This is a genomic window from Enterobacter sp. CGMCC 5087 (assembly GCF_003144775.1).
GTDB lineage: Bacteria > Pseudomonadota > Gammaproteobacteria > Enterobacterales > Enterobacteriaceae > Enterobacter > Enterobacter cloacae_M.
This window is the reverse complement of sequence record NZ_QFXN01000068.1, coordinates 1-19,410: the sequence shown is the minus strand read 5'-3', so window position 1 is coordinate 19,410 and position 19,410 is coordinate 1. Positions and strand designations below refer to the sequence as shown.

19 protein-coding genes are annotated in these 19,410 nt (G+C 55.6%); 7 read left to right on the top strand and 12 right to left on the bottom strand.

Annotated elements, in window-relative coordinates; genetic code table 11:
- Positions 1-13: 13 nt before the first annotated feature.
- The 6 genes from DEO48_RS06180 to syd all read right to left on the bottom strand — a co-directional run bounded on the left by DEO48_RS06180 (position 14) and on the right by syd (position 5,758).
- A complete protein-coding gene (locus DEO48_RS06180; protein ID WP_109844654.1) occupies positions 14-1,354 on the bottom strand; it encodes an enolase C-terminal domain-like protein in 1,341 nt (446 codons plus the stop codon).
- Positions 1,354-2,709, bottom strand: coding sequence for a galactarate/glucarate/glycerate transporter GudP (gudP, locus tag DEO48_RS06175; protein ID WP_023309021.1), 1,356 nt, complete (start codon positions 2,707-2,709; stop codon positions 1,354-1,356). Before gudP ends, DEO48_RS06180 begins: the two co-directional genes overlap by 1 nt.
- Before the next feature lie 295 nt (positions 2,710-3,004).
- A complete protein-coding gene (locus tag DEO48_RS06165) occupies positions 3,005-3,454 on the bottom strand; it encodes a flavodoxin (RefSeq protein WP_109844645.1) in 450 nt (149 codons plus the stop codon).
- Positions 3,455-3,478: 24 nt separating this feature from the next.
- Positions 3,479-4,255: a tRNA pseudouridine(65) synthase TruC gene (truC, locus tag DEO48_RS06160; RefSeq protein WP_023309023.1), complete on the bottom strand. Its 777-nt coding sequence runs from the start codon at positions 4,253-4,255 to the stop codon at positions 3,479-3,481.
- A complete protein-coding gene (locus DEO48_RS06155; RefSeq protein WP_033146428.1) occupies positions 4,252-4,581 on the bottom strand; it encodes a YqcC family protein in 330 nt (109 codons plus the stop codon). Before DEO48_RS06155 ends, truC begins: the two co-directional genes overlap by 4 nt.
- A gap of 631 nt (positions 4,582-5,212) precedes the next feature.
- Positions 5,213-5,758 carry a SecY-interacting protein gene (gene syd, locus DEO48_RS06150; protein ID WP_109844644.1) on the bottom strand — a complete coding sequence of 182 codons (546 nt, stop codon included), beginning with the start codon at positions 5,756-5,758 and terminating at the stop codon, positions 5,213-5,215.
- Between the two features lie 69 nt (positions 5,759-5,827).
- Between syd and queF the strand changes: the two genes are divergently transcribed.
- From queF to xni, 5 genes are all read left to right on the top strand, one after another.
- Positions 5,828-6,670 (top strand): NADPH-dependent 7-cyano-7-deazaguanine reductase QueF, encoded by an 843-nt coding sequence (gene queF, locus DEO48_RS06145; protein WP_109844643.1) that lies wholly within the window; start codon positions 5,828-5,830, stop codon positions 6,668-6,670.
- Positions 6,671-6,786: 116 nt separating this feature from the next.
- Entirely contained in the window at positions 6,787-8,151 is a 1,365-nt protein-coding gene (ppnN, locus tag DEO48_RS06140) for a nucleotide 5'-monophosphate nucleosidase PpnN (RefSeq protein ID WP_023309027.1), read from the top strand.
- A gap of 514 nt (positions 8,152-8,665) precedes the next feature.
- Entirely contained in the window at positions 8,666-9,961 is a 1,296-nt protein-coding gene (locus DEO48_RS06130) for an HAAAP family serine/threonine permease (protein ID WP_059446901.1), read from the top strand.
- Between the two features lie 65 nt (positions 9,962-10,026).
- On the top strand, positions 10,027-11,394 hold the full coding sequence (sdaB, locus tag DEO48_RS06125; RefSeq protein WP_045404159.1) for an L-serine ammonia-lyase II: 1,368 nt from the start codon (positions 10,027-10,029) through the stop codon (positions 11,392-11,394).
- Between the two features lie 112 nt (positions 11,395-11,506).
- A complete protein-coding gene (xni, locus tag DEO48_RS06120) occupies positions 11,507-12,262 on the top strand; it encodes a flap endonuclease Xni (protein ID WP_021241892.1) in 756 nt (251 codons plus the stop codon).
- A 108-nt stretch (positions 12,263-12,370) separates the two neighbouring features.
- Here the strand turns inward: xni and rlmM are convergent, their stop codons facing one another.
- From rlmM to DEO48_RS06100, 4 genes are all read right to left on the bottom strand, one after another.
- Positions 12,371-13,471, bottom strand: a complete 1,101-nt coding sequence (gene rlmM / locus DEO48_RS06115; protein WP_023309030.1) for a 23S rRNA (cytidine(2498)-2'-O)-methyltransferase RlmM — start codon at positions 13,469-13,471, stop codon at positions 12,371-12,373.
- Positions 13,464-13,859, bottom strand: coding sequence for a DUF423 domain-containing protein (locus tag DEO48_RS06110; protein ID WP_023309031.1), 396 nt, complete (start codon positions 13,857-13,859; stop codon positions 13,464-13,466). Before DEO48_RS06110 ends, rlmM begins: the two co-directional genes overlap by 8 nt.
- Positions 13,860-13,898: 39 nt before the next feature.
- On the bottom strand, positions 13,899-14,816 hold the full coding sequence (gene gcvA, locus DEO48_RS06105) for a glycine cleavage system transcriptional regulator GcvA (protein ID WP_109844641.1): 918 nt from the start codon (positions 14,814-14,816) through the stop codon (positions 13,899-13,901).
- Positions 14,817-15,165: 349 nt separating this feature from the next.
- Positions 15,166-15,393: a YgdI/YgdR family lipoprotein gene (locus tag DEO48_RS06100; RefSeq protein ID WP_008499648.1), complete on the bottom strand. Its 228-nt coding sequence runs from the start codon at positions 15,391-15,393 to the stop codon at positions 15,166-15,168.
- 192 nt (positions 15,394-15,585) lie between these two features.
- Here DEO48_RS06100 and csdA point away from each other — a divergent pair, with 192 nt between their 5' ends.
- Together csdA and csdE are read left to right on the top strand one after the other, a co-directional pair.
- Positions 15,586-16,791 (top strand): cysteine desulfurase CsdA, encoded by a 1,206-nt coding sequence (gene csdA, locus DEO48_RS06095; protein WP_109844640.1) that lies wholly within the window; start codon positions 15,586-15,588, stop codon positions 16,789-16,791.
- A complete protein-coding gene (gene csdE, locus DEO48_RS06090; RefSeq protein ID WP_023333259.1) occupies positions 16,791-17,237 on the top strand; it encodes a cysteine desulfurase sulfur acceptor subunit CsdE in 447 nt (148 codons plus the stop codon). The genes csdA and csdE overlap by 1 nt, the downstream gene beginning before the upstream one ends.
- On the opposite strand, the gene tcdA is transcribed toward csdE, so the two are convergent.
- Positions 17,228-18,034, bottom strand: coding sequence for a tRNA cyclic N6-threonylcarbamoyladenosine(37) synthase TcdA (gene tcdA / locus DEO48_RS06085; protein ID WP_109844639.1), 807 nt, complete (start codon positions 18,032-18,034; stop codon positions 17,228-17,230). The two genes, csdE and tcdA, sit on opposite strands and share 10 nt — an antisense overlap.
- Before the next feature lie 75 nt (positions 18,035-18,109).
- Positions 18,110-19,207, bottom strand: coding sequence for a murein transglycosylase A (gene mltA, locus DEO48_RS06080; RefSeq protein ID WP_109844638.1), 1,098 nt, complete (start codon positions 19,205-19,207; stop codon positions 18,110-18,112).
- Between the last annotated feature and the right edge of the window lie 203 nt (positions 19,208-19,410).

The following is a 19,410-nucleotide window of genomic DNA, read 5'->3' as shown; positions in this document are numbered from 1 at the left end:
TGTAATCCTTTTATCAGTGACGTCCAAAAACAGGGCGCTTACGGTCAAATGTCCAGCCGGGGATAAGGTACTGCATCGGGCCCGCGTCGTTACGCGCGCCGCCCGGTAGCTTTTTATACGCCTCATGGGCTTTATGGATCTGATCCCAGTCAATCTCCACGCCCAACCCCGGCGCATCCGGTACGGCGATCTTGCCGTTGATGATTTCCAGCGGATTTTTCGTCAGGCGGGCTTCCCCTTCCTGCCAAATCCAGTGGGTGTCGATGGCGGTCGGGTTACCCGGCGCCGCCGCGCCAACGTGGGTAAACATCGCCAGCGAAATATCAAAGTGGTTGTTCGAGTGACAGCCCCAGGTCAGCCCCCAGTCATCGCAGAGCTGCGCCACGCGCACTGCACCTGAAAGCGTCCAGAAGTGAGGGTCCGCCAGCGGTATGTCGACGGCGTTCAGCATCACCGCATGACCCATTTCACGCCAGTTGGTGGCTATCATATTGGTCGCGACAGGCAGCCCGGTGGCGCGACGAAACTCGGCCATAACTTCACGGCCCGAGAAGCCCTGCTCCGCGCCGCAGGGATCTTCCGCATAGGTCAGGACATCCCCCAGCCCTTTGCACAGGCTAATGGCTTCATCCAGCAGCCATGCGCCGTTGGGATCGACGGTGATCCGCGCATCCGCAAAGCGTTTTTTCAGCGCCCGGGCCGTTTCAATCTCCTGCTCGCCGGGCAGCACGCCGCCCTTCAGCTTGAAATCCTTAAAGCCGTAGCGATCCTGCGCCGCCTCGGCCAGCCGCACCACCGCGTCGCTGGAGAGCGCTTCCCGGTGGCGCAGGCGATACCAGTCGTGATCGCCCGAGGATCGAGCCAGATAAGGGAGATCGGTCTTATTGCGATCGCCCACGTAGAACAGATAGCCCAGCACGGTAACCGCATCGCGCTGTTTGCCGGGCCCCAGCAGCTCGCAAACCGGAACATTGAGCGCCTTACCCAGTAAGTCGAGCAGGGCGGCCTCCAGCGCGGCGACCGCGTTGACGCGCAGTTCAAACGTCCAGGCACCTTTACCGAACGTGTCAAAGTCCGCCGACTGATTGCCCTTATGCACCCGCTGAACCATCTTGTTCAGACGGGCGACCTCCTGGCCCACCACCTGCGGAATGGCATCGACCAGCGTCTGGTAAATCACCTCTCCGCCCGGGGCTTCGCCCACGCCGGTATTCCCTGCGCTGTCTTTCAGCACGACGATATTACGGGTAAACCAGGCGCTATGCGCACCGCCAATGTTGAGCAGCATGCTGTCCTGTCCGGCCACCGGAATAACCTTCATCTCCGTAACGGTTGGGCTCGATTGCGTTGTCATCATCCACGCTCCGCAACAGGTTTAAGTTCGACGCGTTTGATATCCCCTACCAGCACCAGGTAACTCAGCACCGCCACCAGCGCATGCACCCCAACATAGATCAACGCACCGTTGAAAGAGCCGGTGGTGCCAACGATGTAGCCGATAGCGATGGGCGTAACAATCCCGGAGATGTTGCCGAACATGTTGAACAGACCGCCGCTCAGGCCGCTGATCTCTTTCGGTGCCGTATCCGCCATCACCGCCCAGCCCAGCGCGCCAATGCCTTTGCCGAAGAAGGCCATCGCCATAAAGCCGATAATCATCCATTCGGCGTTGACGTAGTTACAGAACACCATGGTCATGGAGAGCAGCATGCCGAGCACAATCGGGGTCTTACGCGCAATGTTCAGCGAGCCGGTCCGGCGCATCAGCCAGTCGGAAATCACTCCGCCGAGCACGCCACCGACGAAGCCGCAGATTGCCGGAACCGACGCGACAAATCCCGCTTTCAGAATCGACATGCCGCGAGCCTGCACCAGGTACACCGGGAACCAGGTGATGAAGAAGTAGGTTAAGGCGTTAATACAGTACTGGCCCAGATAGATGCCGATCATCATGCGCGAGCCGACGAGCTGCTTGATCTGCGCCCATTTCTGGCTGAACGGGACTTTTGCTTTTGCGGATTTCTGATCCATGTTGATCAGCGCTCCGCCTTCCGCGATGTACTCCAGCTCTTTTTTGTTCACGCCAGGATGCTGGTTGGGTTCGTGGATCACTTTCAGCCAGACGAAGCTGATGACGATCCCAAGCCCCCCCATGAAGAAGAAGACGTGCGACCAGCCCACCTCATGCGTCAGCCAGCCCATGATTGGTGCGAAGATCACCGTTGCGAAGTACTGTGCGGAGTTGAAAATCGCCACCGCCGTTCCCCTCTCCTGCGCCGGGAACCAGGCAGCGACAATGCGGCTGTTCCCCGGGAAGGAAGGTGCTTCCGCTAAGCCTACCAGGAAGCGCAGCGTAAAGAGCGCCACGATAATGCCGAAGCCGCTGAAGATATCGACGAAACCCTGCAACAGGGTAAACATCGACCAGATAAAGATGGACCAGAAATAGACGCGTTTAGATCCAAAACGGTCCAGCAGCCAGCCGCCAGGAATTTGCCCGATGACGTAGGCCCATGAGAATGCGGAGAAAACGTAACCCATGCCCACCGGATCAAGGCCGATATCTTTTGCCATTTCCGAACCGGCAATCGACAGCGTGGCGCGGTCACCATAGTTAAAGGATGTGACGATAAACAGCATCACCACTATCCAGTAGCGGGCGTTGGTGCGCTTTTCAGCGCTGCTCGCTGCGTGGCTTAATGTACTCATTGTTGCACTCCTGAAACATAGCTTTCGCCTGGTTCATTCTGTACAGCACCGGTAGGGTAATCAGAATGAGATTGGTGTTTTGTCGTTTTGGTACGGCCTGACGCCGTTTTATAGTGACCGGAAAAGTATATGAAGGAGTGCCTCATCACCTCACCGTGCAGAAACACAGTATTAAAGGGTGTATGAGAGGTTGTTTATGGCATAAGCCCAGGGGAATGGAAGGTGGTTCACGGAATTGGCGTTTGGAGCGGGGTGTATCGCCGGGTGGCGGCTACGCCTTACCCGGCCTACATAACTATTTAAGGAGAGTTGCCCAGTGCTCGACCCATGGGTTTGATTCGCTTTCTGGCTCCGGATGCTCCCCGGCATCAATCAGCAGCATCTCGCCGACGCGCTGGGCGCTTTGTTCCTGCAGGAGCGCATCGAACTGCTTGCCGCCGCCGCAGAAGTTGGCGTAAGAACTGTCGCCCAGAGCAATGATGCCGTAGTGCACGTCCGGCTGATAGCCAAGCTGGTCTTTAATGTCCTGGAACAGCGGCACGATGCTGTCCGGCAGATCGCCCTGCCCGGTGGTGGAGGTCACCACCAGAATGTATTTATCTTTATACTTTTCCCAGTCTGCCAGTTCCGGGTCTTCATAGACCGTGGCTTTATGGCCCTGGCTGGCGAGTATTGCCTCAGCCTCTTCCGCTACCAGCAGCGAGTTGCCGTACATTGTGCCGACAAAAATGCCTACTTCAGCCATGATATTTTCCCATAATGAATGCGTTTACCGTTCATCCTGAACGTTGCCCGATACAAACTCAACCCTTTCATTTTCGGGGAGTTGTCCCAGCCAGCCAAACTGTGACAGCGCCTGCATCCAGACGTCGTCCAGCCCCGCACGGATAGTCAGCGGCTCGCCGGTAAACGGGTGCGTCAGGCTCAGCTCGCTGGCGTGCAGCATCAGACGATGGCAGCCAAAGTGTTCGGCCGCACTGCGGTTCTGGCGCAAATCACCGTGTTTGCTGTCGCCAATAATCGGATGGCGCAGGTGCGCAAGATGGCGTCGCAGCTGGTGCTTACGCCCGGTTTTAGGCAGAAGCTCAACCAGGCTGTAGCGTGTGGTCGGAAATTTGCTGGTTGCAACCGGCATTTCGGTCGTCGCCATGCCGCGATAATCCGTCACCGCGGGCTGAGGACCTTTGTCATCGCGGGCAAATTTATCGGCGATTTTGTCCAGCTCCTCTACCAGCGGATAATCCAGCGTGGCGGCTTCCGTCAGCCAGCCGCGCACGATCGCGTGATAGCGCTTTTGCATCTGATGCTGTTCAAACTGCTGTGACAGCAGACGCCCCGCCTCGCTGGAAAGCCCCATCAGCAGCACGCCGGAGGTCGGCCTGTCGAGACGATGGGCGGTAAAAACATGCTGACCAATCTGATCGCGAACGGTCTGCATCACCACCACTTTCTCATCGCGATCGAGCCAGCTGCGGTGTACCAGCCAGCCTGACGGTTTATTTACCGCCACCAGCCACTCGTCCTGATAGAGGATCTCAAGCGTCATGCATCTTCACCGGCAAACAGGGCATCCAGTTTTTCCAGTTCGACCAGCATCACGTCGCGCGCAGGGTGAGTCGTCTCGAGCGCCATTTCATAGTAGGGAGAGACAGCAAACGCCTGCGGAAGCGGGTGACCGCCCTCAAGCAGGGCGTGCATGCGCGGAATTAACACCCACTGCAGCCATTCAAACGGGGCCAGCGTATCCAGGCAGAAGGGCTGAGTGCTCGCGAACGCTTCTGGCTGCGGCGCGGTCTCCTGCCACAGCTGATGTTGGCGCAAAAGGGCTTCGATGGCGTGCAACTGAGCACGAACGCTATCGTGTTGCGTCATAGTAACCTCAACTGAAAAAGTGAACGGCGCGCAGCATAGCATTGCGGAAGGCAGAAATAAAAAAAGGGAGCACTGTAAAAACAGTGCTCCCGGTTCGTTTCGCAGCATTCCAGCTACAATTCGTGCTCCCTGCTCATCCGTGACAACTTTTCCTGAAGCCCGAAGGCCTGGTCATCCGTAAGCCAATGCATCCTGCACACATCTTCCTGACGCGTTTGTTTCATCCCGAAACGTCCTGGCCTTCCTGACCCACCGACCATCCTGACCGGCTCTCGTTCTCCTTCCTGGAGGTGTCCCTTACGCATCCTGCGTTATCCACTTCGCTTCATCCTGAAGCCTTCCTGCAGCGCCATCCTGACGAGTCCTGTGTGAGAAACGCCATCATCCTGATGTTCGTTTCTCGTGTCGGCGTCCTGTCGACGGAGATAGAATCCGCTATTCCGCTTCGTCTTACAACCCACTCAGCCGGAGTTGTAAGACGCACAGGCTCCCTAAAAATAATAGGATGAACAACTAATCTGTTGAAAAATAGAGTGATATTAATCTGAATTTAATGAGGTAATACTGAATGTTCCAGCGATCTCTCACAAACCTTGTAAGAGATCTCTCACACGCGCTGTAGCAGCATGGATTACAGAAGGGGCTCAAGTCGGGTGAGGAAATCCGCAAGAGAGGGGGCGAGAGTCTCGCGATTGCGGGTGCCGATAGTCTCTTTAACCACTTCACCTGACAGGTTACAGACGGATAACACATCCAGTTCGCTGTCCAGCGTGGCAATAAAAAGCGTCGGAGAAAGCTTAAGGCGTTTTTGCGTAACCAGATGACCAATCAGGTTTTCCTGAACACGCTGCAGATCGTCTTCGCTCCAGGTCTGCAACAGCGTCAGCGTGATATCAGCAAAGCGCGCGGGCATATCCCCTGCGAACTGCGTGGTATACAACGCATGAACCGCTGGTTGTACCACAATGTCCATTGCCCGTTCAACCGCATTTACATTTTGCTCGCCGTCGAAAGGTTTTGGCTGCCAGATAACATGATCGTCGACTGAAGAGATAATGCACGGCGAGGGTACGCCAAACAAATCAGCACTTTGCGGCCATGTCTGGTGCTTTTCATGCCATGCGTTGCAATAGCGGGTCGTGAAGGTAGTGAGGGCATTTGCAGTTTCGATGTCCACCGATTTCTCTCTTCTTGTCAGACAGGATAAACTCAGGCCATAAGTGTACCTGTAAAGTGGCTATGAAACATGTCTTACGAAAATCATCAGGCGTTAACCGGCTTAACGCTGGGTAAATCGACCGATTACCGCGATACCTACGATGCAAGCCTGCTGCAGGGCGTGCCGCGCAGCCTGAATCGCGATCCTCTGGGCCTGCATGCAGATGCCTTGCCGTTTGTCGGCGGTGACATCTGGACGCTGTACGAGCTCTCGTGGCTCAACGCGCGCGGCCTGCCGCAGGTGGCGGTGGGCCACGTGGAGCTGGACTATGCCAGCGTAAATCTCGTCGAGTCCAAAAGCTTTAAGCTTTATCTCAACAGTTTTAACCAGACAAAATTCAACAGCTGGGACGACGTTCAGCATACCCTGGAACGTGATTTAAGCGCCTGCGCGCAGGGAAAGGTGAGCGTCTCACTGTATCGCCTGCACGAGCTGGAAGGCCAGCCGGTCGCCCACTTCACCGGCAGCTGCATCGACGATCAGGATATCGAGGTGGAGAATTACGAATTCAGCGCGGACTACCTCGAAAACGCGGCGAGCGGCAAAGTGGTCGAAGAGACGCTGGTCAGCCACCTGCTGAAATCCAACTGCCTGATCACCCACCAGCCGGACTGGGGCTCGGTGCAGATCCAGTACCGCGGCCCGAAAATCGACCGGGAAAAATTGCTGCGTTACCTGGTGTCGTTCCGCCATCACAACGAATTCCACGAGCAGTGCGTGGAGCGTATCTTTAGCGATATTCAGCGTTTCTGCCAGCCAGAAAAACTGAGCGTTTACGCGCGCTACACCCGCCGCGGCGGTCTGGACATCAACCCATGGCGCACCAACACCGATTTTGTGCCGACAACGGGACGGCTGGTGCGTCAATAATATAAATATTTTCACAATATGCGCGGTATCTTCCGCGCTTTAGGTTGTGAAACGTCACGCGCCAGGGCTATTGTAATCAACAGGGAAAGACGATAATCGTCCCGTAAGGAGCTCACTTGATTACACATATTAGCCCGCTTGGCTCAATGGATATGTTGTCGCAGCTGGAAGTGGACATGCTTAAGCGCACGGCCAGCAGCGATCTTTATCAACTGTTTCGTAACTGTTCACTTGCCGTACTGAACTCCGGAAGCCTGACAGATAACAGTAAAGAACTGCTGTCCCGCTTCGAAAGCTTTGATATCAACGTGCTGCGCCGCGAGCGTGGCGTGAAGCTTGAAGTCATTAACCCGCCGGAAGAGGCCTTTGTCGACGGGCGCATCATTCGTTCACTTCAGGCTAACCTGTTTGCCGTGCTGCGTGACATCCTGTTTGTTAACGGGCAGATCCACAACGCAGGCCGTTTCCAGCATCTCGACCTGGAAAGCTCGGTCCATATCACCAACCTGGTGTTCTCCATTTTGCGTAACGCCCGTGCCCTGCACGTTGGCGAAGCGCCGAACATGGTCGTCTGCTGGGGCGGCCACTCTATTAACGAAACCGAATACCTTTATGCGCGTCGGGTGGGAACCCAGCTCGGCCTGCGCGAGCTGAATATCTGTACCGGCTGCGGTCCGGGTGCGATGGAAGCGCCAATGAAAGGTGCCGCAGTGGGACACGCGCAGCAGCGTTACAAAGAGGGACGGTTTATCGGCATGACCGAGCCGTCAATCATCGCCGCTGAGCCGCCTAACCCGCTGGTTAACGAGCTGATTATCATGCCGGATATCGAGAAACGTCTTGAAGCGTTTGTCCGTATCGCCCACGGCATTATCATCTTCCCGGGCGGCGTGGGGACAGCGGAAGAGCTGCTCTACCTGCTGGGTATTCTGATGAACCCGGCCAACAAAGATCAGGTTCTGCCGCTGATCCTGACCGGGCCAAAAGAGAGCGCCGACTACTTCCGCGTGCTGGACGAGTTTATCGTGCACACGCTGGGCGAAGCCGCGCGTCGTCACTATCGCATTATCATTGACGATGCCGCGGAAGTGGCTCGCCAGATGAAAAAAGCGATGCCGCTGGTAAAAGAAAACCGTCGCGATACCGGCGATGCGTACAGCTTTAACTGGTCAATCCGTATCGCGCCGGACCTGCAGATCCCGTTCGAGCCAACGCATGAAAATATGGCGAACCTGAAACTCTACCCGGACCAGCCGGTGGAAGTTCTGGCGGCCGATCTGCGTCGTGCTTTCTCCGGGATTGTGGCGGGCAACGTCAAAGAGATGGGCATCCGCGCCATTGAACAGTACGGTCCGTACAAGATCCACGGCGATCCGGAGATGATGCGCCGCATGGACGACATGCTGCAGGGCTTTGTCGCTCAGCACCGCATGAAGCTGCCGGGCTCAGCCTATATTCCTTGCTACGAAATCTGCACATAGCGCTCAGCAGCATCTGTTCAAAGCCGGGTCGCCCTGTTGCGCGTCCCGGCTTTTTTATTACCGAGGTAATTCATGCGCATCACTTATGTCTTTTACAAACTAAGCGCGAACGCAAACGATTACCTGGTTTTCTCAACCGTAAATTATCAGCCTTAATCCAAATTACCTGCAAGAAAATACTAAAAACCCATTTCTTTACAGCTAAAGACACCTATATCACGGGCCAGTCTTTCAGCTCACATGTCGTTGGTGGTAGCCTTCGCGCCCGTAAATTCTCTTTGACGTTTTTTTAACAGATAAATGGTCTAAAGATGCCCACATCATAAGTGGATTATTGCATTTGGGATCAGGATCACTGATAGATTCATAACTAGAATGTATCTTTCCGCCCGCCAATAGTTACGGGCGAAAATTATTAAAAAACCGTCACTGAACGAATTTCATATTACCGTCAGGCACTTTTTCATCGGATTTGACTAAAAACCTGACAATTCGCTTCCTCCAGGAGATACAGATGGAAACCACTCAAACCAGCACCGTTGCTTCGATTGAATCCCGAAGTGGTTGGCGCAAAACGGATACCATGTGGATGCTTGGCCTTTACGGCACAGCAATCGGCGCTGGTGTACTGTTCCTTCCTATCAACGCAGGCGTCGGCGGTCTGATTCCGCTGATCATCATGGCTATCATTGCTTTCCCGATGACCTTCTTCGCACACCGCGGTCTGACCCGCTTCGTGCTGTCCGGTAAAAACCCGGGCGAAGACATCACTGAAGTTGTTGAAGAACATTTCGGCGTTGGCGCAGGTAAACTGATTACCCTGCTCTACTTCTTCGCGATTTACCCTATTCTGCTGGTCTACAGCGTGGCGATCACCAACACCGTTGAAAGCTTCATGATGCACCAGCTGCACATGACGCCGCCGCCGCGTGCGATTCTGTCTCTGATCCTGATCGTGGGCATGATGACCATCGTTCGCTTCGGTGAGCAGATGATTGTGAAAGCAATGAGCGTACTGGTCTTCCCGTTCGTTATTGCTCTGATGGTACTGGCTTTCTACCTGATCCCACAGTGGAACGGCGCAGCGCTGGAAACCCTGTCCCTGAGCAGCGCATCGGCAACCGGTAACGGCCTGCTGATGACCCTCTGGCTGGCAATTCCGGTGATGGTGTTCTCCTTCAACCACTCCCCAATCATCTCCTCTTTCGCCGTGGCGAAACGTGAAGAGTACGGTAATGGCGCAGAGAAGAAGTGCTCAAGCATCCTGGCGCGCGCTCACATCATGATGGTACTGACCGTTATGTTCTTCGTCTTCAGCTGCGTACTGAGCCTCTCCCCGGCGGATCTGGCGGCAGCGAAAGAGCAGAACATCTCTATTCTGTCTTACCTGGCGAACCACTTTAACGCACCGGTCATTGCGTGGATGGCACCTATCATCGCGATTATCGCCATCACAAAATCCTTCCTGGGCCACTACCTCGGCGCGCGTGAAGGCTTCAACGGTATGGTGATTAAATCTCTGCGCGGTAAAGGCAAGAGCATTGAAATCAACAAGCTGAACAAAATCACTGCACTGTTCATGCTGCTCACCACCTGGGCGGTAGCAACGCTGAACCCAAGCATCCTGGGCATGATTGAAACCCTGGGCGGCCCGGTCATCGCGATGATTCTGTTCCTGATGCCGATGTACGCGATTCAGAAAGTCCCTGCTATGCGCAAGTACAGCGGTCATGTGAGCAACGTCTTTGTGGTTATCATGGGTCTTATCGCAATCTCTGCGATCTTCTACTCCCTGTACACCATGTTCTGATTATCACCCGCGCCGTCTTAGGACGGCGCACTCCTCCCTCTCTGACTGAAAGCAATGGACGCATCATGATTAGCGTATTCGATATCTTCAAAATCGGTATTGGTCCTTCCAGCTCTCACACCGTCGGACCAATGAAAGCCGGTAAGCAGTTCACGGATGACTTGATTGCACGCGGCATCTTGCATGACGTTACCCGCGTGGTTGTCGATGTATACGGCTCGCTTTCCCTGACCGGGAAAGGCCACCATACCGATATCGCCATTATCATGGGCCTGGCGGGAAACCTGCCGGATACCGTTGATATTGATGCGATCCCTGGCTTCATCCAGGATGTGAACACCCACGGTCGCCTGCTGCTGGCGAACGGTGAGCATGAGGTTGAATTCCCGGTTGACCACTGCATGAATTTCCATGCGGACAACCTGTCGCTGCACGAAAACGGCATGCGCATTACCGCGCTGGCTGGCGACAAAGCGGTATACAGCCAGACGTATTACTCTATCGGCGGCGGCTTTATCGTCGACGAAGACCACTTTGGTCAAACCAATACCTCTTCTGTCGAAGTGCCGTATCCGTACAAAACGGCGGCGGATCTTCAGCGTCACTGTCAGGAGACGGGCCTTTCTCTCTCCGGCCTGATGATGAAAAACGAGCTGGCACTTCACAGTAAAGAAGAGCTCGAACAGCACTTCGCTAACGTCTGGGAAGTGATGCGCGGCGGTATTGAGCGCGGGATCACCACCGAAGGCGTTCTGCCGGGCAAGCTTCGCGTGCCGCGTCGCGCTGCTGCGCTGCGCCGTATGCTGGTGAGCACCGACAAAACGACGACGGACCCGATGGCCGTTGTAGACTGGATCAACATGTTCGCCCTGGCGGTAAACGAAGAGAACGCCGCAGGGGGCCGCGTGGTCACCGCGCCGACTAACGGCGCCTGCGGTATCGTTCCGGCGGTGCTGGCGTACTACGACAAGTTTATCCGTGAAGTGAACGCGAACTCGCTGGCGCGCTACCTGCTGGTCGCCAGTGCGATTGGTTCGCTGTATAAGATGAACGCGTCTATTTCCGGTGCGGAAGTGGGCTGTCAGGGTGAAGTCGGCGTGGCGTGCTCCATGGCGGCGGCGGGTCTGGCCGAACTGCTGGGTGCAAGCCCGACACAGGTGTGCATTGCTGCGGAAATCGGCATGGAACATAACCTGGGACTGACCTGTGACCCGGTTGCCGGACAGGTACAGGTACCGTGCATCGAACGTAACGCGATTGCCTCCGTGAAGGCGGTGAACGCGGCACGTATGGCGCTACGCCGCACCAGCGAGCCGCGCGTCTGTCTCGATAAGGTTATCGAAACCATGTACGAAACCGGTAAAGATATGAACGCCAAATATCGCGAAACCTCTCGCGGCGGCCTGGCGATGAAGATCGTGACCTGCGATTAACCCCCTCAGGAAGCCTCGTTTTGCGAGGCTTCTTCCTGTTTTCCCCACCATTCATAGTTTCACGCTGCTGACAGTGTTACCCTTTACGCATGAGATAGAAGGGAGATTATCTGTGGCCGTTCATTTACTTATCGTCGATGCTCTTAACCTGATCCGCCGTATCCATGCGGTACAGGGGACGCCTTGTAAAGACACCTGTCTGCACGCGCTGGAACAGCTTATCCGCCACAGTGAGCCCACCCATGCGGTCGCGGTATTTGATGACGAAGCCCGCAACACGGGCTGGCGACACCAGCGTCTGCCCGACTACAAAGCCGGACGCGCCCCGATGCCGGACGATCTTCACGCTGAATTGCCCATGCTGCGCGCTGCATTTGAACAGCGGGGCGTTCCCTGCTGGGGTGCACAGGGAAATGAAGCAGACGATCTCGCGGCCACCCTGGCCGTAAAGGTGGCAAGCGCCGGACATCAGGCCACTATCGTTTCAACTGACAAAGGCTACTGCCAGCTGCTCTCCCCGACTATCCGCATTCGCGACTATTTTCAAAAACGCTGGCTGGACGCGCCGTTTATTGCCAGCGAGTTCGGCGTCTCGCCCGAGCAGCTGCCGGACTACTGGGGGCTGGCAGGCATCAGCAGTTCTAAAGTTCCGGGTGTCGCCGGTATTGGGCCAAAGAGCGCCGCGCAGCTGCTGACCGATTTTCAGAGTCTGGAAGGGATTTACGCCCGTCTGGATGAGGTACCGGAAAAGTGGCGCAAGAAGCTGGAGGCGCATAAAGAGATGGCGTTTATCTGCCGGGAGATCGCAACGCTACAGACGGATTTACAGCTGGACGGGAATTTACAGCAGCTGCGGTTAGAACGTTAATATCCCCTCACCCTAACCCTCTCCCCATGGGGGAGAGGGAACTGCTCGGTGCAGTCTTTTCCCCCTAGCCCCTTTGGGGAGAGGGCCGGGTGAGGGGCAATCAGCGGACTATCGCTCGTCGCGACGTCCGCCGACCGCAGCCCACCAGCGACGAATATGCACCGTCACCTCTTCACGGTCGTGATACAGCTGACGCGCCTGGATCTCCACGTTAATTCCGTGTTCATCCATCTGCTCCTGAATGTAGGCCAGGTTTTGCGACACTTCCTCATAGCGCTTTTTCATCGGCAGCTTGAGGTTGAAAATGGTCTCACGACACCAGCCGTTGACCAGCCAGGAGGCCATCAGCGCGGCGACTTTTGCCGGCTTCTCAACCATATCGCACACCATCCACGAGATGTTGTTACGGTTCGGGCGATAGCGGAATCCGTCTTCACGCAGCCAGGTAACCTGCCCGGTGTCCATCAGGCTTTGCGCCATTGGACCGTTATCAACGGACGATACCCACATATTGCGTTTCACCAGCTGATAGGTCCAGCCGCCCGGGCACGCGCCAAGGTCGACGGCGTACATGCCGTTTGCCAGACGCTCATCCCACTCATCTGCCGGGATAAAAACGTGGAACGCCTCTTCCAGCTTAAGCGTGGAACGGCTTGGCGCATCGGACGGGAAGCGCAAACGCGGAATACCCATAAAGAAGGGAGAGTTGTTGGTGGTGTACGAATAGCCTGTATAGCAGCAGCCCGGTGCGATAAAGAAGATATGCACCACCGGACGCTTCGGCGTTTCGTAGTTCGTCAGCACGCCCGCATCACGCAGCGCCGCACGCAGCGGCACGGTGAACTTACGGCAGAACTTCATCAGCTCTTTACTTTCGTTGGTATCCGCCACTTCAACGCGCAGATCGCCGCCCTTCTCCACCACGCCCTGCAGCATGCCGACAATAGGCGTGATGCGGTCTTCCGGCGGAAGATCCTTCAGCAGCTCACCCGCGACAAACATCTGGCGAGCAAAGATCAGCGAGCTGAACGGCAGCTCGCGCGCCAGCTTGTCCGCGTCTTCAGGCTGATAGCACTCGAATACCACATAGCCCGCGTTTTCTTTTACACGGGCAAAGCCGAAGACTTCGCGCTTCGCCGCTTTATCGGTAATTTCCGCGGCGCACTCTTTCTCAAACCCCGGGCGACAATATAAAACAACCTTATTCATGAACAACGCCCTTGCGTTTCAGACGGATAGCTCCGATAAACATTAATACCCAACCCGCCAGGAAGCTGAAGCCGCCGACAGGTGTAACGAACGCCCACAGGCGCAGATGTGAGAGCGCAAGGCAGTACAGGCTACCGCTAAACAACACGGTACCCAGCGCCATAAACACGCTGCTCCAGTAAAACCAGATACTGATACGACGCTGCATCGCCACCGCCAGCCCAAAAATAGCCAGCGTGTGGAACGCCTGATATTCAAGGCCGGTCTGGATCCAGCCCATCTCTACTGCGCCTAAAGACTTGCTTAATACATGTGCGCCAAAGGCGCCCAGTGCAACAAAAATAAAGCCACTCACCGCGGCAAAAATCAGCATGAATCGGCTGGTCATGTTTAAGTCCTGAGTTGATGCGTGCCCGGCACACAAACGTTATTGTTCATACCTGAAGCGGAATTTTTCTTGCTCGGTTACCGCTTTCGCCAGTATCCACTGCCGGAAGGCGGCTATTTTACCCAGTTCTGCCTGACTGTCATGACAAACCAGATAAAACGCATTCTTGCTGACCAGTACATCATTAAAAGGGCAAACCAGGCGGCCTGCCTCAATTTCGGACTGCGCCATGACGTTGTTCGCCAACGCCACGCCCTGCCCGTGAATGGCAGCCTGTAACACCATCGCACTGTGGCTAAAAATGGGTCCCTGTTGCACGTTAATATGTGTAAGACCTAATTGACGGGTATAAGTTTGCCAGTCGCGGCGAGAGGCATCATGCAAAAGCGTATGCTGAGCCAAGTCAGCGGGTGACTTCAACGCCTTCTCACCCGTTAACAGCAGAGGAGAACAGACCGGCAGGAGATATTCTGCGTATAATTTTTCAACGCGCAAGCCCGGCCAGTTACCGCGACCATAAAAAATGGCGACATCTACGTCATCGGCGAGCTTGTCCTCCTGACGATCTACTGCCTGGATTCGAACATCAATCCCCGGATAAGCTGAGTTAAAGCTTGAGAGTCTTGGCACCAGCCAATGAATGGCAAAACTGGGCAATAAACTGACGGTCAGAGCACCTTTTGCACTGCGAGCCTGCAGCTTTCGCGTGGCTTCCGTAAGCTGCGAAAAAATCTCTTTAATATCCTGAAAATAGCTCTGTCCCTCTTCGGTCAACAGCAACGAACGGTTGCGTCGACGAAACAGCTTAAGGCCCAGAAAATCCTCAAGAGACTTGATTTGGTGACTTACTGCGGCCTGTGTCACAAAAAGCTCATCTGCTGCGCGGGTGAAGCTCAGGTGACGTGCTGCTGCATCAAAAACACGTAATGCATTAAGGGGTGGCAATCGCTTTGACATGGTTATCTGGCTTAGATGTTAACGGATTTTAACAAACAGGAAACAACGTTTAACCTATTAGTTTTTTTTATCTGAGCCATTATAATTTGTCCGTTGAGGAACTACCAGCAAATACCTATAGTGGCGGCACTTCCTGAGCCGGAACGAAGAGCTTTTTTCGGAATGCGTGTTCTGAAGGGCTTTTGGCTTACGGTTGTGATGTTGTGTTGTTGTGTTTGCAATTGGTCTGCGATTCAGACCACGGTAGCAACGCTACCAATTTTTCACTTCCTGTACATTTACCCTGTCTGTCCATAGTGATTAATGTAGCACCGCCAATTTGCGGTGCTTTTTTTTCGCCTGCGATCCGTTAATGCTCGATCTCTTTCATCTCTTTCACGTCCGTGCGGTTGATCTGCTGCTTGTTCCCGTTAGCATCTTTGTACGAAATCATCCCGGTATCATTATCGGTAGTCGGTTTCCCTTCCGAAACGATAGAACGACCATCGTTGGTGTGCATCACGTAGTTGTTACCAGAACACGCGCTCAGGGCAAAAGTAAACGCACAGGCAGAAATGATTGCAGCTGTCTTATTCATGATTATTCTCCTTTAGCAATTAATGCTATTCAAACCTCGATTTATAACAGGCTAAAACATCCGCCTAACACTATTTAGCATAACCTGCTTTTTTGAGGTCGTAAGGATAAGCAGACAATTCTGATAGATATCAACCTCCTTGCCCTGCCGCTGAAATTGCGCGACGATCGCTATATTGAAATGAGGAATCCCATGAACGCTTTCAGTCCTGCGCAGTTCCGCGCACAGTTTCCGGCCCTGGCCGATGCCGGTATTTACCTGGATAGCGCCGCGACCGCCCTTAAGCCACAGGCGGTGATTGAAGCCACGCAGCAGTTCTACAGCCTGAGCGCCGGGAACGTGCATCGCAGCCAGTTTGCCGAAGCCCAGCGATTAACCGCGCGCTACGAAGCCGCACGCGATCAGGTCGCGCGCCTGATCAATGCCGAAAGCGGGAAAAACATCGTCTGGACGCGCGGCACCACCGAAGCCATCAATATGGTGGCCCAGTGCTACGCGCGCCCGCTGCTTCAGCCGGGCGATGAGATCGTCGTCAGCGAGGCGGAACATCACGCCAACATGGTGCCGTGGCTGATGGTGGCCGAGCAGACGGGCGCACGCGTGGTGAAGCTTCCACTGGGTGCAGACCTTCTGCCCGACGTGGCCCGTCTCCCCGAACTGATTACCCCCCGCAGCCGCATTCTGGCGCTCGGACAGATGTCGAACGTTACGGGTGGTTGCCCGGACCTCGCTCAGGCCATTCGCATTGCCCATGCCAGCGGGATGGTGGTGATGGTCGACGGCGCTCAGGGCGTGGTGCACTTCCCCGCTGATGTGCAGGCGCTTGATATCGACTTCTATGCCTTCTCAGGACATAAGCTCTACGGGCCAACCGGTATTGGGGCGTTGTACGGCAAGCCAGAACTGCTGGCAAAAATGACGCCGTGGCTGGGTGGCGGTAAAATGATCACCGAAGTGTCGTTCGATGGCTTCAAAACTCAGGATGTTCCCTATCGCCTGGAGGCCGGTACGCCGAACGTTGCGGGTGTGATTGGCTTAAGCGCGGCGCTGGAGTGGCTGGCAGAAACAGACATCGTTCAGGCTGAAAGCTGGAGCCGGGGGCTGGCGACGCTGGCAGAGGAAGAACTCAAAAAGCGCCCGGGTTTCCGCTCGTTCCGCGTTCAGGATTCAAGCCTGCTCGCCTTTGATTTTGCGGGCGTTCACCATAGCGACATGGTGACGCTGCTGGCCGGGTACGGCATTGCCCTGCGTGCCGGACAGCACTGCGCCCAGCCGCTGCTGGCGGCGCTTGGCGTTAACGGTACGCTGCGCGCCTCGTTTGCGCCGTATAATACCCAAAGCGATGTCGACGCGCTGGTTGCCGCCGTTGACCGCGCCCTTGAAATACTGGTGGATTAATGACTAGCGCTGCTTTAGCCGGACATCCGTTTGGCACCGTCATCACAGAAGAGACCTTAAAACAGACCTTCGCCCCGCTCCAGCAGTGGGAAGATAAATATCGACAGCTGATCCTGCTGGGTAAACAGCTCCCTGCCCTTTCAGACGATCTTAAAGCGCAGGCGAAAGAGATCGCAGGCTGTGAAAACCGCGTCTGGCTGGGCGTGAGCGTCTCCGGCGAGAAGCTGCACTTCTTCGGCGACAGCGAAGGCCGCATCGTCCGGGGCCTGCTGGCCGTATTGCTGACCGCTGTGGAAGGGAAAAGCGCGGCGGAATTGCTGGCACATTCGCCGCTGGCGTTATTTGATGAGCTTGGGCTGCGCGCGCAGCTCAGCGCCTCGCGCGGTCAGGGGTTGATCGCGCTCAGCGACGCGGTACTGGATGCCGCACGCCAGGCTCAGGCCTGACGTTCCGCCTTCGCCATCATTTTCTTGAGGGCGTGAGACACCGCCACAAAGCCGAAGGAGGCGGTCACCATGGTGGCCGCTCCAAAACCTGTGGCGCAGTCCATTCGTTTTGGCCCTTCCGCCGTGCTTTTCATCGCGCAGACTGAACCATCCGCCTGCGGGTAGACCAGCGCTTCCGTCGAGAACACGCAGTCGACGCCGAGCTTGCCTTTGCTGTTCTTCACCACGTTAAAATCGCTCTTCAGGCGCTCACGCAGCTTGGCCGCCAGCGGATCCTGGATCGTTTTCGCCAGATCGGCCACCTGGATCTGCGTCGGATCGATTTGCCCGCCCGCACCGCCGGTGGTGACCAGCGGCACCTTGTAGCGACGGCAGTATGCGATCAACGCCGCTTTTGGCCGCACGCTGTCGATGGCGTCAATCACATAGCTGTAGCCTTTGCTCATGTACTCCGCGACGTTATCTGCCGTCACAAAGTCGTCGATCACCGTCACGCGGCACTCCGGGTTGATGAGACGAATACGCTCCGCCATCACCTCGGATTTTGCCAGGCCGACGCTATCACGCAGCGCATGGATTTGACGGTTAGTGTTGGTGACGCAAACGTCATCCATGTCAATCAGCGTGATTGCGCCAATACCGGTTCTCGCCAGCGCTTCTGCCGCCCACGACCCCACACCACCAATGCCCACGACGCAAACGTGCGCATCCGCAAACAGCTGCAGGGCTTTTTCACCATATAAACGTGCCGTCCCGCCAAAACGCTGGCGCCAGGCGTCGCTGATTACCACAGACATAAAACCTCAGATGTAAAAAGGGTGAGGTTTTCCTCACCCTGAACAGTAATCCGTATTGTGCTCAGAATACCACAATCAGCCGCTGAATACGTTTCCAGCACCCGGCGCCGCCTTCAGTACCCACACGCGTCCGTAGTGGTTATACCAGCCCGCGCGATGGCCTGCGTCAGGGCCAATACCCTGATAGATGTCGAAGTGCTGGCCTTTAATTGCCCCGCCGACGTCCAGCGCCACCATCAGACGCAGCTCATACTGACCGTTGAACTTGCCGTTATTGTCCAGCACAGGGACTTCAGCCAGCAGCGTGGTGCCTGCAGGAATAATCGAACGATCCGATGCTACCGACGCGCGGCCAATCAGCGGAACCGCGCTGGCCCCTTTCACCGGCGCGAAGTTTTGCGGTTTGAAGAAGACGAACGACGGGTTCTGCTCCAGCAGCTCGCGCACCTCGGCTTCGCTGTGTTTCTCGCCCCACTCGCGGATCGCCTGCATCGACATATCTTCTTTCTTCACTTCGCCGCGGTCGATCAGCACCTTACCGATACTGCGATAGGCGTGGCCGTTTTTCCCGGAATAGCTGAAGAAGTTAAGCGGCGACCCGTCGCCAAAATCAATGTAGCCGCTGCCCTGAACGTCCATGATGAAGTTATCCATCAGGGAATTGCTGTAGGCCAGAACGTAGTTTTCGCTTAGCGCACCGGCGTAGATCTCAGCGCGAGACGGCAGACGACCGCGTTTTGGCGGCATACGGTAGATAGGATACTGGAACTCGCCCTGACGCGAGTGCCGTGCCTGGATAACCGGGGTGTAGTAGCCGGTAAACTGGACGTTGCCGTAGTTGTCGGCCCCTTCCATCTGCCAGGCGTCGATACCAAACTGGCGCATGTTGCGCGTATCGCCGCCTGCTTTCAGCCAGTCCTGGACCGCGTTATACACGCTACTCTGGGTACCATACAGACGCGGCGACGCGGTGCGGATCTGGTAGACCTGCTCGGAGAAATCACCGGCATTAATCGGTGCGCCGACGGCATCAGGCTGATTAACTAAAGAGAAAGGCTGGGATAACTTCCCGTCTTTATACTGTTGACCGCGATCGGTCGGTTTGGAAGAACAGGCCGCAAGAATCGCTACCATTGCGCCCGCCATCAGATACTTCGCCCAACGTCCTTTCATTATATCTCGTCTTTAAGTTGCCCATTTCCGCGTGATGAAGATAACAAACCGCCAGGGCTAATGAAATGCAATCGCATACCCTTTGGCAAATTTTGCGCAAAAAATAGTCCAAACAGAGCCATGTCGTTCAATTTGCATACAAAATCATGATTTATGTGAAAAAGGGGTTGCATCACAAACCTATCCGAGTATAGTGCGCATCC

What these genes read in the sequence shown, in the direction of transcription:
- DEO48_RS06180 (WP_109844654.1), bottom strand. Translation starts at nt 1,354, where the DNA reads ATGACAACGCAATCGAGCCCAACCGTTACGGAGATGAAGGTTATTCCG.
- gudP (WP_023309021.1), bottom strand. Translation starts at nt 2,709, where the DNA reads ATGAGTACATTAAGCCACGCAGCGAGCAGCGCTGAAAAGCGCACCAAC.
- DEO48_RS06165 (WP_109844645.1), bottom strand. Translation starts at nt 3,454, where the DNA reads ATGGCTGAAGTAGGCATTTTTGTCGGCACAATGTACGGCAACTCGCTG.
- truC (WP_023309023.1), bottom strand. Translation starts at nt 4,255, where the DNA reads ATGACGCTTGAGATCCTCTATCAGGACGAGTGGCTGGTGGCGGTAAAT.
- DEO48_RS06155 (WP_033146428.1), bottom strand. Translation starts at nt 4,581, where the DNA reads ATGACGCAACACGATAGCGTTCGTGCTCAGTTGCACGCCATCGAAGCC.
- queF (WP_109844643.1), top strand. Translation starts at nt 5,828, where the DNA reads ATGTCTTACGAAAATCATCAGGCGTTAACCGGCTTAACGCTGGGTAAA.
- DEO48_RS06130 (WP_059446901.1), top strand. Translation starts at nt 8,666, where the DNA reads ATGGAAACCACTCAAACCAGCACCGTTGCTTCGATTGAATCCCGAAGT.
- sdaB (WP_045404159.1), top strand. Translation starts at nt 10,027, where the DNA reads ATGATTAGCGTATTCGATATCTTCAAAATCGGTATTGGTCCTTCCAGC.
- rlmM (WP_023309030.1), bottom strand. Translation starts at nt 13,471, where the DNA reads ATGAATAAGGTTGTTTTATATTGTCGCCCGGGGTTTGAGAAAGAGTGC.
- DEO48_RS06110 (WP_023309031.1), bottom strand. Translation starts at nt 13,859, where the DNA reads ATGACCAGCCGATTCATGCTGATTTTTGCCGCGGTGAGTGGCTTTATT.
- gcvA (WP_109844641.1), bottom strand. Translation starts at nt 14,816, where the DNA reads ATGTCAAAGCGATTGCCACCCCTTAATGCATTACGTGTTTTTGATGCA.
- DEO48_RS06100 (WP_008499648.1), bottom strand. Translation starts at nt 15,393, where the DNA reads ATGAATAAGACAGCTGCAATCATTTCTGCCTGTGCGTTTACTTTTGCC.
- csdA (WP_109844640.1), top strand. Translation starts at nt 15,586, where the DNA reads ATGAACGCTTTCAGTCCTGCGCAGTTCCGCGCACAGTTTCCGGCCCTG.
- csdE (WP_023333259.1), top strand. Translation starts at nt 16,791, where the DNA reads ATGACTAGCGCTGCTTTAGCCGGACATCCGTTTGGCACCGTCATCACA.
- tcdA (WP_109844639.1), bottom strand. Translation starts at nt 18,034, where the DNA reads ATGTCTGTGGTAATCAGCGACGCCTGGCGCCAGCGTTTTGGCGGGACG.
- mltA (WP_109844638.1), bottom strand. Translation starts at nt 19,207, where the DNA reads ATGAAAGGACGTTGGGCGAAGTATCTGATGGCGGGCGCAATGGTAGCG.